A 14646-nucleotide genomic window follows, 5' to 3' on the forward strand; every position below is an offset into this window, starting at 1 on the left:
GCAGGCGGCTGAAACCGGCCACCATAGCGGCTTTGGCCAGCGGCAAGAAGCCGGGGTCGGACCCGCCGGGTCCGACCCCAGCCCCTGTTCTTGGGGGAAAAATATCAGGTGGGCAGCGTCGCCAACGGCGCAGTGCCGCGGCCGTCCAGGCGAAAGCGGGCTTTTTCCCACAGCCGGTCGTGGAGGGGCAGCACGATCACGTTGCAGATCGGCTCGACCACGGCCAGCAAGCCGCCAAACGCCATGGAACCGGTGGCCCAGTACATCACGCCGAAAGCCACGCCCATGTGCAGGGCCGTCTGGCTGAGTTTTTCACCGGCCAGCGCGGCAAAGCCCAGGCGGCTGGCGGCATAGCGGCGGCGGATCGCATGCCAGGCTTTTTCATGCCATGGCAACAAGGCCACGTTGATGATCGGTTCGATGATGGCGGCCAGGCCTCCGAGTGCCAGCGACCCCGTCAGCAAGTAGGCGAGGCCGAAGGCGACCGACATGTGCGTGCAGACCTGGCTGAATGTTTTGATGGCGGTGAACAAGGGATGCTCCTTTCTGTTGAATTCGCTTATCCTTGATTTAGATAGTAACGATTCTCATTTACAAAAGAAAGTAAAATATTTCAACTGGATTCATAGATTGAAGCTATGGGTTGAGAAATATCAATTGTCCCTGCTGTGGGCACATCCCACGCCGGGTGGACGCAAGGGGGAGGGGGAGGCGTTGCGCCAGGGCATGGCGCTGCGCATGTAAGCGGCAAAGCTCGCATGCGCAGTGGGGCCAAGGCTGTTACGGCAAGGTCTTCGTCGGCACGGAGAAATTATAGTTATCGTGGCGGTCCCAGTTGATTGACCACGTCATCACGCCGCGGAAGTCCGGATACGCCTGCAGCGGCTTGATGGTGCCGCAGTTGAGCAAACGCGTCAGGCAATTGAGGGCGTTGCTGACGTCGGCATTCGTCGTGAAACCCGAGCCGGCCGAGCTGCGCCCCGACGGTACGCCAAAGCCCACCTGGTCCGGACGCAGGCCGGCGAAGGTGTTGCTGCCGTAATTGAATCCTTCGATCAGCATGCGCGCCGTGGCCACCAGCTGGTCGGCCGAGCCCGCCTTGATGGCGCCCGTGGCGTAGGGCGTATAGATATCGCCATTGTTGTAGTACTGCGGATGCAGTACCGTCAGCTCGCTGCGCAAGGCGTTGATGATGGGAATGTAGGCGCCCCAGATGCTGCCATAGCTCGTGTAACCCCCTTCCACGTACACCCATTCCGGCGCCATCGAAAGATAAAAACTGTTGCCGACCTTGGCTTTCAGGTTTTTCACGGCGATCGGCAGATAGGTCTGGATGGCCGCGCCTTGGGCCACGCCGTTTTCCAGGTCCAGGTCGATGCCGTCGAAGCCATATTTGGTGATGATGGCGTACAGGCTGTTGGTGAAATTCGTCGCTTCAGCCGTGTTGCCGACGGAAACGGAACCGTTTTGCCCGCCCAGCGACAGGATGACTTTCTTGCCCTTGGCACGCTTGGCGGCCACGTCGGCGATAAATTGCGCTTCCGTGCCTGCGCCCGGATCGATGGTCAGGCTGACATTGCCGCCGCCCGCGTTGTCGCCGAACGAGACGACGATCACGTCCCAGTCATCGCTGACCTGGCTGATCGGATACGTGGCGCCGCTGGGGTTGGTGAAGTTGTGCCAGTAGCCGATCAGCGCATGTTTCGCCAGGCCCGTGGGGGTAGGCGTCGGAGTTGGAGTAGGTGTCGGAGTTGGCGTTGGCGTCGGTGTCGGGGTGGGAGTCGGCGTGGGTGTTGGGGTAGGCGTGGGTGTCGGAGTTGGGGTAGGAGTCGGTGTCGGCGTGCCGCAGTCGCCCACCGCCGTCCAGGGCTGGCCGCTGCCGGCGCCGCCGCTGCTGGTCGACGGGTTATTGCCTTGCGTCCACCAATTGGCGGTGTAGTTGACGTTGTTGTAGCTGGCCTGACCGCCGCCGTTGTAGGCCGTGCCGCTATTCCACGGCGTGTAGCAGGCGACCGCTTGCGTGGCGCCGGCCAGCAGCTGGCTTGCGCCTGCGCTGGATCCGTCGCCGCCACCGCCGCAGGCCGCCAACGTTCCCCCGAAGAGGGTAATGATGAGGGTATTCATGACTGTCCGGTTCATTGCGTCTCCTTGTGTATTTTTTTGCCGGCCGGCTGGACACCGTCCGATTTTTCAGAGTGCAAGCATTGCAGGTGGTAGTCAACTGGTTTTATTCTTTGCGCAAGATCACAATACCAGTTGCCATCTTTCCCTGGTAGACCGGCGATGCGGGCCATACCAGTGGCTGTTTTCTGGCGTGCTGGTATGGTGCCATGAATGGCGCCGGGAGCAGGGCGGGGAAGGGAGGTGGGCGGTTGCGGCAGCGTCTGCCCGGCCACGGTGACAATTGTTGTAGATTTTCATTGTGACAATAAACGTATTTCCACGTCCATCTTCGGCGTATCGTAGCGCATATTGTTATTGCCTCAACACAGGGGATAAGAATGAAAACACTGCGCCTGCTGATTTTGTGGCTTTGTGCCATCGCCGCAAGCGCCATGCTTGCCGGTTGTGCAAGTTTGACTCCCGAGTTGACTCCCCAGCAAAAAAAGCTGGTCGGCAACGCGCAAGGTAGTTGTCCTGGCATCACGGGAAAGGATGGCCGGCTGGCGTTCCAGCTCAAGCCTGTCATCGAGGGCAAGGAAATGAATCCCATCACGTCCAGGTGGAGCTCAACGGGCGTCGGTGACGAAGCCCTCGTCAAAACCCTGTTCGCGCAGCGCCTGTGCATCCTGGAAGAACTTGCCGCGCGGCCTGACCAGGCGGCCATGACGCAGGTGCATGAGCGATATATGGAGGAGATTTCCAGAGGCATCAATGCCTGGCCCGCCTACGATGCGACGCAGTACGAGCAGCAGCTGGCGCGCTTGTCCGAGCAAAAAAAGGCGCATAAAGCGGCCGTCAACGCCAGCTTTTCAAACAAGCTCCATGAGCTCGATTCCGTCGTGCTGGTTGCTGCGATTCCTTACTATGATTTCCTGCACATCAAGGAAGTGGATGTGGAGTGGAATAAGGGAAGCGCGGCAAGCGGAACGAAAACAGTGAGTCCGGCTGCCAAGGTGTGTCTGACCAAGGACGATTTTTCCGTCGCCATCCGGCCAGCGCTCGACCAGACGCGCGCGATCGTCATCGGTCTGGGCATGGGCAAGTACGACGAAGCCCAGGCGCTGCGCCTGATGCTCGAGCAGATTTACGAAGCGGGCGGCCAGCGCCTGGTCAACGCCCGCGACGCCAGCAAGCATGTGCCGGCCGTCACATGCACCGTGTCCGGCGGCGAGAACGCCGTGACCGCCGGCCCGGCCATCAAATAATGAGTCCCTATCTGGAAGTGATCATCCCGGCGGCCCTCGCGCTGTATGCGGGTTTCCAGCACGAGGGCCGCTGCAACATTGAGCCGGCCGTCCATCCGCTGGCGGAAAACATGTGCCAGGGCTTGCGCGCCGCGTTTGAAGATGGCTGCAAGACGCTGCTTGAGGTACCGCTCGGCAAGACCGGTATCTATCTGGCCGGTTCCTATTCCATCAAACCCGTTGCGTTTGCGCCGCTGGTCAGGGAAAAGGTCCAGGAAGGCTATTCGGCTTGCGTCGGATTCTGGAGCGGTTCGATCGACTATGACACCTATCAAATGGCGCTGGAACAAAAAGCCAGCGTCTTGCACGCGATGTTCAAGGCCGTGGGCAAACCGGGCAGCGCCGCACCGGTCCTCGACGCCGCCGTCGCCAACGGCGCCCGGCGCGACGACGTGATGGACGCCAAGCTTGCGGCAGGGGACTTGCGGCAAGATTGCATGGGCCCGGCGACCATCAAATGCGGGCTCATCACGCCGCCGCCGACAGACCCGGTGTTCATCCCGCCAGACCCGCAGACCGTCAATCGCCTGTCCGCCGCCGTGGCCGACCTTGCCCAGGAGATCAAACGCCAGAACGAGCGCGACCGGCGCATGGTCGAAAAATGGACAATGGCGGCCGAAATCAGCTTCGCCACGGGCAGTTCAACGCCCAGGCAAGAAGACTGCGCACGGCTCGCCGCGAACGTGACAAAAGCGTCCCCGAACGCCCAGCGCGTGCAGATTGCCGGCGCCGCCGACGAGCGCGGCACGCCGGCCGGCAACAACGCGCTCAGCCTGCAACGCGCCGCATCGGCAGCGCAATGCCTGGCCACGCATGCGCCATCGAAACGCTGGAGCATTGAAATTGCCGGCGCAGGCAGCCTGGCTACATCGCCAGCCGAATACGCCAGAGCACGCCGCGCAACCGTGTTCGTTTTGGAACAGCGGCCGTAGCGGCACGCATTGGCAGGTCGACGGGCGTGCTGGACGGACTGCGAAGCGCGGCGCAAAGCAGCAGCCAAAAGCGAACTCGAACAGAGCCAATACCAAAGATAGGCGAACGTGTGCGCTGTGTGCGAGCTGGGCGGTGCATCGAGGCGCGAAGGAAAGACTATAGCGCCACAGCCGTGCGTAGAAGGCCGAAATCGCATTTGCGATTGTACAAGTTGCAAAATGAGGGATTTGACGAATCCATCCATAACTTCGCATAATTTATAGAGTGTAGTGCCAGCGCGAAAACTGTTATCAGCGCGTCAAGAACGAGGCTTGGCGCGGGCTGGCGCCCAATAACAGTGAATTAAAAGACGCTGAAAATTTTTCCATGACGCCCGACCAGCGCTCACGCTGCTCGGGCGTTTTTGCGCGCTCGGCATTTGCTGCTGCAATGACGCTGAGCGGGTGCAGTTTCAGGGCGTCAGCAATCGTCAGCGCTGCATCGTCGTCGAGCACGCGGCGGCCGGTGCGGTAGTTGCTGACCGTGGACAGGGAAAATCCTAGCTGCTTGGCCAGGGCGTAATCGGACGTAATGCCCAATTTTTCCTTGACCGCATCAAGGAAATAAATAGTGTTTTTCATAGCTCCTCCTCAGGGCTGGCGCGCAGTTTGGCGCGTATTCGCAGAACATACACCGTTGTGAGACACGCGACAAGCTACACAACTGAAACATGTTTCTGTTGACACATGCTTCAAGTGAAGCGTATCTTCCTCCCTGTCGGGCGGATTCTTCCGTCCCTCCTCAGGCAACTAGCGGCCCCGCCGCCCGCCCGGCACTTTCGCCCGAGGAGAAAAACCAGCCTGAGGAGGCAACATGTCAGTTACACAAAATTACAAAACATTTAAGTTATCCGCAAGCAATGATGTGATTCAGTACATCGTAAAAGCCGTGATGCAGAAATTGTTTGCTGATCAGGACAGAATCAGGATCACGGATAGCCCAGCATTAGTAAGCTTCTTGAGCCGGGATATCGCTTTTGGAAGCGATGCGCTAACTGCCTTGAATTGCCGCTCGATGCGCTACCAAGCGATCGAGGGCGAAATGCTGGATACGGTGCTGCTTGCTTTGCGTAATCAGCGTGGGGCGGCAATCCAAAATCTTGAAATGATGCGTCGCATGTTCTCAGAATATCAGGCTGGTAAGTTGGGCGCGCCGTGGGTGCATCAGGGTGACGTCGATAGAAAGCAGGTTGCCATCAGTGATATTGACGCCGCCTTGCTCTTTCTGGAAAACCTGAAATGAGCGGCCATGTCCGCCGCTGGCGGCACGTATACGCCGCTGCCGCCTTCCTGATCTGCGTACCGGCCGCATCTGCCGTTATCGTGATCGCTCTCCAGTATTTCGCGCCTGTGGTGGCCTGCAAATGAGACACCTTGCCCATGAACTGGTCGCGGTGGCCGCCGTCGCCGGTCCCCAGCTGACACCGCTGGAACTGGAAACAAAAGCCTTCTTGGCTGAAATGGACGTCATAAGCGCGCAGATCAACGCCACGCCACGCGAACAGCGCATGGAGCGCGGCGCCGCGGTACTGGCGACCATCGCCACGCCTGCCGACGTCGAGGCCGTGCGCGCCGCGTACTGGATGCGCTTGCCGATGGCCGCCCGCATGGTGGCCGTCATGTCGGCGCGCATGCCGAAGGAGCGCGCCAGCGATGCGCTGTGCAAGTTCGATGCGCTGGAACGTGGCCGCATCTGGTGCGAAGTCGCCAAACTGCGCGCCAATCTGGAAGTAGTGCAAAAGTGCATGAACGGCGGGCGCATGCCTGAGCTAAGCGGCAAGGTTCATTGATGCTTTCCATGGGCATTCCGTCGCGCATGGCCAGCGCCGTGCAAAGCATGTTCGGCGGCCTGAACGTGTCGCGTCAGCGTGTGGTCGATGCCGTGCTGGCTGACGATCAGCGCCTGCCGCTGGCCGACAGCAATGGCGCCATGACTGGCCAGGGCGCTATCTCGGTGGCCGCCTTGCAGGCCGCACGCGAGTGCTACGAAGTGTGCTCAAGCCTGCACGATGAGCACGCCATCAAGGCGCGGATTGACGCGATATGCAGCCGTCGCGGCGTCAGGCCGCCAGTGGCGGCGACGATCGGCGGCTACATCGCCCGCGCAGCAGATCATGCATGGTGGCGCCGCGCACTGCGCAAAGAATTGATGCGCCGATTCGAGCACACATCTATCCAGCTGGGCCTGACCTACGTGCGCGCTGATCCGTATGTCAGCCGCGAAACGTGCCTGGCGCAAGCGGCGCAAAACGAAGCGAACAAGAAAGCGCTGGCGGCCGTCACGGCCACCAATGAAAACGGCGACGTCTACAGCCTGGCCGAACTGGCCGAACTGGGCATGGGCAATAAAACCCTGCGCCGCGGCGAGTTGATGCTGCGCATACGCGGCTTTGAAGAGGTGGCCGACAAGATGCGCCACGTAGGCATGTTCTGGACCATCACTTGCCCCAGCAAATACCACTCGGTAGGCGGCACAAACGCGAAGTACGCGGAATTCGGCAGTCCGACGCCGCGCGCGGCGCAGGCGTATCTGGTCAAGGTGTGGTCTGCTATCCGTTCCGCGCTGCACCGTCGCGGCATCCAGCCCTACGGCTTCCGCATCGCTGAACCACACACGGACGGGTGCCCGCACTGGCACATGCTGCTGTTCGTCGCGCCTGAGCATCAGGCCACCATGGAGGCGGTCATTCATGCCTACGCCATGCGCGAGGACGGCGACGAGCCGGGCGCCATCAAAAACCGCGTCAAGCTGGTGCGGATCGAGGCGGGGAAGGGCACGGCGGCGGGCTACATCATCAAATACGTCTGCAAGAGTATTGACGGCGCAGGCGTGGGCGACCACAAGGCATTTGAGGATGGCCGCACCTACGTCATCGTGCCGGACATGTTCGACAAGAAGGAATTCACGGCATCCCAGCGCGTCACCTATTGGGCGCAGGTACACGGAATTCGCCAGTTCCAGCAGATCGGCGGCGTGCCGGTGGGCGTGTGGCGCGAGTTCCGCCGCCTGTCGGAGGAGTCGGTGCGCAATGCGCCCGAGCCAATCCGGGAAGCCTACCAGGCCGCGCAGAAAGTCGAGTCCGAAAACCCAGCCATCGCCCAGCGCGCCGACTTCGCCCGTTTCATATGGGCCATGGGCGGGCCTACGGTGGGGCGCGGAGCCACGATCAGGCTTGCGACAAGGGAAGAGGGCGTAGAGGGCCGCTATGAGCAGGTAGAGGCGCACAGGCCAGTAGGCGTGTATCTGGCGGCGCAGCCGCATGCGGTCTACGAGTCCACCCGCTACCGCTGGACGATAGACCGGGCCGGGGTGGCCCTTGCCGTTCCTCGGACTGGTGTAAATAACTGTTCGCGCCAGGCCAAAGCCCCGGCGCCGTTCCAGGCTGAAAATAAAAAATTCGTTCCGGCCTTCGATGTCGGCCGAACGTTTGACCGGGACGGCAAGCCCTGCGCGCCGCCAGAAGTGATCCAGACCTACCAGCGGCACAAAAAACGCCCAGCGGGCGCGCCGTCGGCCCATCTGCTGCACCTGCAGCGCAAATACAAGGACAAACATGCATGAGAAATTGAAGGAGGCGTTCTCGCGCCTCAGTGCGCTGGCCGGGGCGTATCTCCCGGCTGGCTTCAAAGGGACATTGCTGGAAATGGCAATGGAAATAGACCGCCTGCGGGCGGAAGTCGATGAACTGAAAGGGAAATAACCATGTACCAGGTATATACGGCAGTAAAAGTTGTTGATGATGAATTGGAACGTCACGGCCAGGTGGGCGTTGTTGTCAGCGCCAGTCCGGACGGCACGCCGATTACCGTCAAGTTTGACGATGCGGATTCGGATGGCGCCTTGTCGTCGGAATTCACCCTCGACCAAATCCGGGGCTTGTAAGACCATGGCCGCCGTGAAAACGAAGTTGGGGCGTATTCCGTGTGATTGCTGCGGCCATCCTGTCTTGTTGAAGGAAAACGAAGCGGGAACGCTGACCATGGCATGTGACGAGTGCGATGTATCGGCGTTTGCCAAGCGCGGCACGGCAGCGGCCAGCCGCTGGCGCAGCAAGCTGCCTAAGGCAGAAGTCCAGGAGCCTGCGCCCGCGCCAGTAAAACCGCCAGTTGCGCACGCTCCTGAGAGCGTGCCTAAGGTGGTGCCGCCGCCAGCAAAAAAGGCTGGCCCGTTCGATTATCTCGTGAAGGGTGCATGATGGAAGAGTTAGACAGCCTGGCCATGCAGGCCGCGAACCTTGACGGCGAGGTGGCCAGAACGACGCCAGGCGCGATGCTGGAGCAGCAGGAGCAGGCCGCCGTCATCAGCATGGCCGAACAGAACAGCCGGGGCGTGTCGATGATTATGGCCCTGGCCGTGCCGATCTTGAGCAAGCTGTATCCATCCCTGGAAGGCGTCTACACGCCTGAGGCGTGCGGCCAGGTGGCCGCCTCGCTGGGGCCGGTGCTGGCAAAGTACGGCGTCAACCTGGAAGAGTGGGGCGGGAGGTATCAGGAAGAAATCGCCGCGCTGTTCGTGTGCGGCCCGATTGCCTGGGCGACGGTGCAGGGCGTCAAGGCAGATATCGCATCGCGCGCGCCGGCCAAAGCGGTGCAGATGGACAAGGCGCAACAGCGGGTGCCCGTAACGCCGCCGCCCGTGATGGACCATGCAGTACTCGGGACGGCAACCGCATGAAAACAGACCAATCAAACAGCGCCGAGGTGATCGCCGTCATCGGCGCCACCGGCAGCGGCAAGGGCGTCTTCATCAAGCAGTACGCCCTGAAAAAGTCCGATAAGCGCCTGCTGATATGGGACTACATGCGCGAATACGGCGCGTTCGTGGACGTGATTACCGACAAGCTGGGCGTGGCCATTCAGGCACTCAAGGCGGGCCAGTTCCGCATAGCGTTTCAGCCGTCTTTCGATGACAAAATCCGGGCCCAGCAATTCGACATGTTCTGTCGAGCCGCCGTGCATGCGGGTAATCTGCGCCTGGTGATAGAGGAGCTTGCCTTCGTCACGTCGGCCACGCATGCGCCTGCAGGCTGGAAAATGGCCACGTCGGTAGGGCGTCATAAGGGTTTGCGCATCATCGGCGCCAGCCAGCGGCCCGCCCAGGTCGACAAGGCATTCTGGTCGAACTGCACCGAAATACATTGCGGCTTCCTCAATTTCGAAGCCGATCAAAAAGTCATGGCATCGTCGCTATGCGTCACTGTTGACGATATAAAAGGCTTGAAACCGTTGCAATACATACACAGAAACGTGCGAACGAAAGAAAATGTAATGGGCCGGGTCAAGTTCTCTTAGGGAGCGTGCCTAAGGCAACAATTTTGCGTCGGTGGGGACAAAAAAATACAGTGAATTCTGACTTTCCGAATTCACTTTTTTTTATCCATACACCAGGGGAAACCTAAAATGACGCAAGACGATCTGAAAACATTGGGCATTGCCCTGGGCATTTGCTACGCCGCCTACAAATTCGTGGGCAATCCGATGGTCAAGGGCGCAGCGGTTGCCGTCGGCGCCGTGGTCGTCGCAAAAAAAGTGCCGTACCTGTCCGCCTCGCTGGCATAAAGGGGGCGACATGGGTCAACGTCTGAAACTCCTTCCTTTCAACAACGTCGTAGCGAACGGCGTTGCCACGCTCGACCTGAATAACCTGCTGGGCTACACCATCGAGCGAATGACGTTCGTCTTGAGCGGAACGGCGCTGACCAAGGCCATGCTGACCAGCATCCAGCTGAAGGCAAACGGCAAAATCATCTGGGACAGCACCGGCGCCCGCCAGGATGCCCGCATGCAGTATCGCGGCATTTCCGCCGCCGCTGGCTTCCTGACGATAGACTTTTCCGAAGTGCGCAGCAAAACCGAACTGGGCCAGAGCCTGGGCGCCATCGACACGACCGTCGGCATGCAAAACCTGAAACTGGAACTGACGATTACCGGCGCCACCGCGCCAGCGATCCAGGGCTATGCCGAAGTGAGCCGCCCGCAGGTGGACGGTGCCGAACTGGCCACGCGCAACCTGATTGCGCGCATCCACAGCACGACCATTACCATCGGCGCGGCTGGCACGTTCTCGCTGCCAATCCCACACGTCGAAGTGTCGAGCGGCGGCAGCTTGTTCAAGCGCTGGGCGATCTTCTCGGCCAACATGACGGGCTTGTTGATCAAGAAAAACGGCATCGTCATCGAAGAAAACACGAAGGCGCTGAACGACTTCTCGCAACTGGAATACCGCAAGGTACCGCAAGCGGGCTTGTTCATGCAGGACTTCATCGTTGACGACAACCAGTCGCAGATCTTGAACACCCGCAACGCACAGACCATGGAAATCTTGGGCACTTTCTCCGCTGGCGAAACAATCACCATCGAATCCGAAGTGCTGGAACCGCTGGACGCGTTCTAAGGGGGCGTCATGGGTGAAACTTCCGATGTGGGCGCCTGGACGCTCTCCAAGCTGGGCAACGTCATTGACGCATACGTTGATCGCACGATCAACCGGCCCCAGGTGGTACACGATTCCAGCGCCGCGTATGGCGTGGACGACAACGGGAACCTGTACAACCTGGGGCAGACCAACACAAGGCGTAGCACCGTCAGCGTGGGCATGAATCCGCTCACGCTGGCCTTGATTGCCGTCGTCATCGTCCTGATGGTGAAGAAGTAATGGCGGCGGTTCCTGCTGACCCGTGGAGCGCTGGCCTGATGGCCGCCGGCGGCATCGCCCAGGCTGCAATGCAGCCTGGCGGGCCGTCGAGCGCTGGCGGCAACCAATACAACAACGATTACGACGGATCGGCCTGGTCGGTGAGCGTGGGGCTGGGTTCCGGCTCCACCTCGGCGGCAGCGACGAATGCGAAGACCGATTCGCCCGTATCGTCGGCAGCGGCTGGCCTGTTCAGCAATCCTTTGCTGCTGATCGGCCTGGCCGCCGCGCTGTACTTCGTCCTGCGCAAATGAAGTTCGTCGCGCTCCCTCACGATGAAGCCTGTCGCCTGATGGCGGGTCTGGCGCTCAATCCGAAGACGGATACGTCGGGCGGCATTGCCAGCATCAGCGATTTTATCGGAGACGGCCTGTCGTTCCTGCTGACCGGCAGAGACGGCGCGCCGCTGGCGGCGTTCGCTGTACAGGTGGTGCAGCGGGAGCGGGGTAGGGCGTTGGAAGTGTGTGCGGCGCAGCACCTGGGCGCGCGCGGAGACCTGACAAGAACAATCCTGCCGGAAATTGAGCGCGTGTTTGGCGTGGGCTGCGACGTGATGAACATCTATACGCGCCGCCCGGGGCTGGTGCGCAAGCTGGAACAAGCCGGGTATGCCGAAGTGGCGAAAATCATGCAAAAGAAACTGAGGGCATAACATGGGCGGCAGTTCATCTTCAAAGACAAGTCAGGCGTCAACAACGCAAGACAATCGCCAGGTCATCACGAACACCAGTTCGTCATATGACTTGAGCAATCGCAGTACCAATGCCTACGATCTGAGCGACCGCAGCCAGACGAACAGCAACAACACGTCGTTTAACGACTTGAGCGACCGCAGCACGTCGAACCTGTTCGATTCCAGCAAGACGAATTCGGACAACAGTTACGACTTGAGCAATCGAAGTACGTCGAACCTGTACGACACGAGCAGCACGGTATCGAACAGCAACAACACGACCAACACATACAACAATTCGCTCGATGGCGGCGCCATCGCTGGCGGCCTTTCCGTGGCGGCTGATGCGCTGTCGAAAATGTTTGGCCTGTCGCAGTCGGCCACCAGTGCCGCGACGGCGGCCACGAACAGCGGGTATGGATTTGCAGACGGCCTTTTCAATTCCGCGCTCGACTTTGCCGGTGCAAATGATGCCCGCTTGGCGGGTGCGTATGACCGGGCGTCGGCGGTGCAGTCGGGTGCGATCAACCAGTTGCAGGGCGCTTACGCGGATGCCAAGGGCACGAGCGCGGCGCAGGAAAAAATCATTCTGGCGGTGCTGGTCGTGGCCGGGATTTTCGCCATGTCGGCATTCAAAAAGGCATAACCATGCAATACGACTTCAATTTGCCAGGGAACGGCGGCCAGGTCATTGATGTAAAGGGTCGCTTCGTCAAATATCGTTCCGGCACCGGCTACATTCGCGTGCGCCTGTCCAATGGCGGCTACGCCGACCTGCTGCCAGGCCAGGGCATTTTTAACATCGCTTTCGATTCGCTCACGATCATAGATCGCACGGGCCTGGCCAATGCCGGCACGATACTGGCGGGCGACTTTGATTTCCGCGACGACCGCATTTATGGCGATGTGAACGTGATCGACAACAGCAAGGGCAAGGTCATTGCCGGGAGCACGTTCTACCGCCTGCGTGCTGTAGGCGGCATTGCCGCGAATTACTCGTTTGTCCAGCTGTTCAACCCGCTGACCTCGGGCGTCAACATATCGCTAAATCGCATCATGCTGTCTTCCGACGTTACAAACCTGATCGGCATGACGCAAACCGGCGCAGAGGCTGGGGCGTCCCTGGCGCCCGCGAATAAGTGCATCGGTATGGCTGATGGACTGTTGAAATGCAACGGCGGCAACGTCCCGGGACCGGCTGGCGGAACAGCTATCGGTTCCTTCCTGATTTCGGCAAACCTCTATACGGAAGTGGCAATCCGCGACCCGATTGTCCTGCTGCCAGGGCGCGGCGTGTCGTTTCAGACGGGTTCGCTGAATGCTGGGATTTATGTCTCGGTGGACTGTGAACAGTTCATCTAGCACGGCCATCGCCGCCGCACTGGTGGTGGCGGCAGTGGCCTACGTCGCGTACACGATGGGGCCGCAGGAAGACGAGAGCGGCGAAACGGACCAGGCGCCAGGCCTTGAAGACTATGCCTACCAGGCGATAAGCATTTTTGAAAGTGAAGAAATGAACAACAACGTGAATGCCTTCCTGACCGCCTTGCGGGTGGGGGAGGGAACAGCAGGGCGGGACGGCTGGCGCACGCTCATGGGCGGCGCGCTGTTTGACAGCTTCGCCGATCATCCGGCCCGCCTGGGCTGGCGTGGCACGCCCCTGTCGGCGTCGATGTGCGCGGGCGCGGGCTTCGGGCCTGGCTGCGTATCCACGGCGGCGGGCGCCTTCCAGATAAACAAGCCGACCTGGAACCGCTTGGCGGACAAGCTGGGCCTGACGGACTTCACGCAGGCAAGCCAGGAAGCGGCCGCAATCGAACTGATACGGGAAAAGGGTGCCTTGAGCGATGTAGCGGCGGGCCGCGTGGCCGCCGCCGTCAGCAAGGTGCGCAGGGTGTGGGCCAGTCTGCCGGGAGCTGGCTACGGCCAGGGCGAGGTGGCGCTTGCCTCTTTCGTCAACCATTACGCAAACGCAGGGGGTAGCGTCGCATGAGTTCCAAGGATATTTTAGTACTGGCCGCGCTGGGTGTCGGCGCCGTCATCTACATGCAAAGCCGCAAGAAGCCGGCGGTTGTCGGCGGCACGAACGCGAACAACAGCAACACAAAGAACGTCAGCGATCAGCTATGGACATCGCTCCTGGGCGGCGCCTGGACGGCGATCCGCGACGCGAAAAACCCGGATGGAACGATGGCATTCCTGAAGAAAAATTGGCTAGGCCAGATCGTCACAAGTGACGGTAAGCCGGTAGGGTCGCAGTTGGCTGAAATGTTCCCGTATGCCTACGGTGATGGCGTGCAAGACAGCATCGATTACGGCTCAACACCAAACCTTATTGACGGCCTGTTTCCGAGCCTGTCGGGAACGGAGTGGCAATGAGTATCAAAAGCGACGTAATCGTGGTGGGCATCGCAGCCATAGCAGCGCTGGCGGCGGCCTGGTATCTCAAAAAAAAAGCGGGCGAAGCGCTCGAATTCATGGGGGGTGCGGCTGCGGGTGCTCTTGATGGTGCCAGTAATTTCCTGGGAATTCCAACGACCAAGGAAACGCTTACCAACGATGCTGAATGCAAGGCGTACATGGATCAGAACGGAATATGGATGGCATCGGGCAAGTGCGCAATGCCAGCGTTTTTGCGCACCGTCGAGTTCAACATTCCATGGATGCCCGCTGACACGGAGCCGCGCCGGTCAACACCTATGTTTGATCGGCAGCTGTGATGAACCTGTCAAAAATCGTTCCAACGGTGCCAGAAGTGGCCCGCGAAGGCTTGATCGTGCTGGGTGGCATCCTGATTGCTGCCTACGTGCTGAGCCGTTTTCCCAAAATCCGTGACTGGGTGGCCGCACAGTCGATAACGGTAAAAGACTCAAGCGGCCGCACACTTTACTAAGGGGAAAT

The 14646-nt window shown here is 60.2% G+C and carries 25 protein-coding genes; 22 read left to right on the forward strand and 3 right to left on the reverse strand.

What is annotated here, in order from left to right; translation table 11 throughout:
* Positions 1 to 104: 104 nt before the first annotated feature.
* Entirely contained in the window at positions 105 to 491 is a 387-nt protein-coding gene (locus CLU90_RS04855; RefSeq protein ID WP_232731075.1) for a DUF2061 domain-containing protein, read from the reverse strand.
* Here CLU90_RS04855 and CLU90_RS29110 point away from each other — a divergent pair.
* Positions 490 to 744 (forward strand): hypothetical protein, encoded by a 255-nt coding sequence (locus CLU90_RS29110; RefSeq protein WP_198511360.1) that lies wholly within the window; start codon positions 490 to 492, stop codon positions 742 to 744. The genes CLU90_RS04855 and CLU90_RS29110 overlap by 2 nt on opposite strands.
* A 36-nt stretch (positions 745 to 780) precedes the next feature.
* Here the strand turns inward: CLU90_RS29110 and CLU90_RS04860 are convergent, their stop codons facing one another.
* Positions 781 to 2124, reverse strand: coding sequence for a chitinase (locus CLU90_RS04860; protein WP_232731076.1), 1344 nt, complete (start codon positions 2122 to 2124; stop codon positions 781 to 783).
* A 377-nt stretch (positions 2125 to 2501) separates the two neighbouring features.
* On the opposite strand from CLU90_RS04860, the gene CLU90_RS04865 reads away from it, so the two are divergent.
* Both CLU90_RS04865 and CLU90_RS04870 read left to right on the forward strand, forming a co-directional pair.
* A complete protein-coding gene (locus CLU90_RS04865) occupies positions 2502 to 3368 on the forward strand; it encodes a hypothetical protein (protein WP_157808735.1) in 867 nt (288 codons plus the stop codon).
* A complete protein-coding gene (locus CLU90_RS04870) occupies positions 3314 to 4339 on the forward strand; it encodes an OmpA family protein (RefSeq protein ID WP_100427345.1) in 1026 nt (341 codons plus the stop codon). Before CLU90_RS04865 ends, CLU90_RS04870 begins: the two co-directional genes overlap by 55 nt.
* A gap of 291 nt (positions 4340 to 4630) precedes the next feature.
* Here CLU90_RS04870 and CLU90_RS04875 read toward each other — a convergent pair whose 3' ends face one another.
* Positions 4631 to 4960 carry a DUF3693 domain-containing protein gene (locus CLU90_RS04875; RefSeq protein ID WP_100427346.1) on the reverse strand — a complete coding sequence of 110 codons (330 nt, stop codon included), beginning with the start codon at positions 4958 to 4960 and terminating at the stop codon, positions 4631 to 4633.
* A 232-nt stretch (positions 4961 to 5192) separates the two neighbouring features.
* Between CLU90_RS04875 and CLU90_RS04880 the strand changes: the two genes are divergently transcribed.
* From CLU90_RS04880 to CLU90_RS29635, 19 genes are all read left to right on the forward strand, one after another.
* Positions 5193 to 5621, forward strand: coding sequence for a hypothetical protein (locus CLU90_RS04880; RefSeq protein ID WP_100427347.1), 429 nt, complete (start codon positions 5193 to 5195; stop codon positions 5619 to 5621).
* A gap of 121 nt (positions 5622 to 5742) precedes the next feature.
* Positions 5743 to 6168, forward strand: a complete 426-nt coding sequence (locus CLU90_RS04885; RefSeq protein ID WP_157808736.1) for a hypothetical protein — start codon at positions 5743 to 5745, stop codon at positions 6166 to 6168.
* A complete protein-coding gene (locus CLU90_RS04890; RefSeq protein ID WP_100427349.1) occupies positions 6168 to 7940 on the forward strand; it encodes a replication endonuclease in 1773 nt (590 codons plus the stop codon). The genes CLU90_RS04885 and CLU90_RS04890 overlap by 1 nt, the downstream gene beginning before the upstream one ends.
* Positions 7933 to 8079 carry a hypothetical protein gene (locus CLU90_RS29115; RefSeq protein WP_157808737.1) on the forward strand — a complete coding sequence of 49 codons (147 nt, stop codon included), beginning with the start codon at positions 7933 to 7935 and terminating at the stop codon, positions 8077 to 8079. Before CLU90_RS04890 ends, CLU90_RS29115 begins: the two co-directional genes overlap by 8 nt.
* A 2-nt stretch (positions 8080 to 8081) precedes the next feature.
* Complete coding sequence (locus tag CLU90_RS04895; RefSeq protein ID WP_100427350.1) at positions 8082 to 8261, forward strand: hypothetical protein; 180 nt, start codon at positions 8082 to 8084, stop codon at positions 8259 to 8261.
* 4 nt (positions 8262 to 8265) lie between these two features.
* Entirely contained in the window at positions 8266 to 8574 is a 309-nt protein-coding gene (locus CLU90_RS29120; protein ID WP_157808738.1) for a hypothetical protein, read from the forward strand.
* Entirely contained in the window at positions 8571 to 9053 is a 483-nt protein-coding gene (locus CLU90_RS04900; protein ID WP_100427351.1) for a hypothetical protein, read from the forward strand. Before CLU90_RS29120 ends, CLU90_RS04900 begins: the two co-directional genes overlap by 4 nt.
* On the forward strand, positions 9050 to 9670 hold the full coding sequence (locus CLU90_RS04905) for a hypothetical protein (RefSeq protein ID WP_100427352.1): 621 nt from the start codon (positions 9050 to 9052) through the stop codon (positions 9668 to 9670). Before CLU90_RS04900 ends, CLU90_RS04905 begins: the two co-directional genes overlap by 4 nt.
* Before the next feature lie 108 nt (positions 9671 to 9778).
* Entirely contained in the window at positions 9779 to 9937 is a 159-nt protein-coding gene (locus CLU90_RS29125; protein ID WP_157808739.1) for a hypothetical protein, read from the forward strand.
* 10 nt (positions 9938 to 9947) lie between these two features.
* Positions 9948 to 10772 carry a major capsid protein P2 gene (locus CLU90_RS04910; protein WP_100427353.1) on the forward strand — a complete coding sequence of 275 codons (825 nt, stop codon included), beginning with the start codon at positions 9948 to 9950 and terminating at the stop codon, positions 10770 to 10772.
* A gap of 9 nt (positions 10773 to 10781) precedes the next feature.
* Entirely contained in the window at positions 10782 to 11033 is a 252-nt protein-coding gene (locus tag CLU90_RS04915; RefSeq protein ID WP_100427354.1) for a hypothetical protein, read from the forward strand.
* The gene (locus tag CLU90_RS04920; protein WP_157808740.1) at positions 11033 to 11326 is read left to right on the forward strand and encodes a hypothetical protein; all 294 of its coding nucleotides are present in this window, start codon (positions 11033 to 11035) and stop codon (positions 11324 to 11326) included. Before CLU90_RS04915 ends, CLU90_RS04920 begins: the two co-directional genes overlap by 1 nt.
* On the forward strand, positions 11323 to 11724 hold the full coding sequence (locus tag CLU90_RS04925) for a hypothetical protein (RefSeq protein ID WP_157808741.1): 402 nt from the start codon (positions 11323 to 11325) through the stop codon (positions 11722 to 11724). Before CLU90_RS04920 ends, CLU90_RS04925 begins: the two co-directional genes overlap by 4 nt.
* Before the next feature lies 1 nt (position 11725).
* On the forward strand, positions 11726 to 12391 hold the full coding sequence (locus CLU90_RS04930) for a hypothetical protein (protein ID WP_157808742.1): 666 nt from the start codon (positions 11726 to 11728) through the stop codon (positions 12389 to 12391).
* A 2-nt stretch (positions 12392 to 12393) separates the two neighbouring features.
* Positions 12394 to 13107: a hypothetical protein gene (locus CLU90_RS04935; RefSeq protein ID WP_100427358.1), complete on the forward strand. Its 714-nt coding sequence runs from the start codon at positions 12394 to 12396 to the stop codon at positions 13105 to 13107.
* Positions 13091 to 13738: a glycoside hydrolase family 24 protein gene (locus CLU90_RS04940; RefSeq protein WP_232731077.1), complete on the forward strand. Its 648-nt coding sequence runs from the start codon at positions 13091 to 13093 to the stop codon at positions 13736 to 13738. The genes CLU90_RS04935 and CLU90_RS04940 overlap by 17 nt, the downstream gene beginning before the upstream one ends.
* Positions 13735 to 14124 carry a hypothetical protein gene (locus CLU90_RS04945; protein WP_100427359.1) on the forward strand — a complete coding sequence of 130 codons (390 nt, stop codon included), beginning with the start codon at positions 13735 to 13737 and terminating at the stop codon, positions 14122 to 14124. The genes CLU90_RS04940 and CLU90_RS04945 overlap by 4 nt, the downstream gene beginning before the upstream one ends.
* Entirely contained in the window at positions 14121 to 14465 is a 345-nt protein-coding gene (locus CLU90_RS04950) for a hypothetical protein (RefSeq protein WP_100427360.1), read from the forward strand. Before CLU90_RS04945 ends, CLU90_RS04950 begins: the two co-directional genes overlap by 4 nt.
* Entirely contained in the window at positions 14465 to 14638 is a 174-nt protein-coding gene (locus CLU90_RS29635) for a hypothetical protein (RefSeq protein WP_198511361.1), read from the forward strand. The genes CLU90_RS04950 and CLU90_RS29635 overlap by 1 nt, the downstream gene beginning before the upstream one ends.
* Positions 14639 to 14646 lie beyond the last annotated feature (8 nt).

The sequence above is a fragment of the Janthinobacterium sp. 67 genome (genome assembly GCF_002797895.1).
Classification (GTDB): Bacteria; Pseudomonadota; Gammaproteobacteria; order Burkholderiales; family Burkholderiaceae_D; genus Janthinobacterium.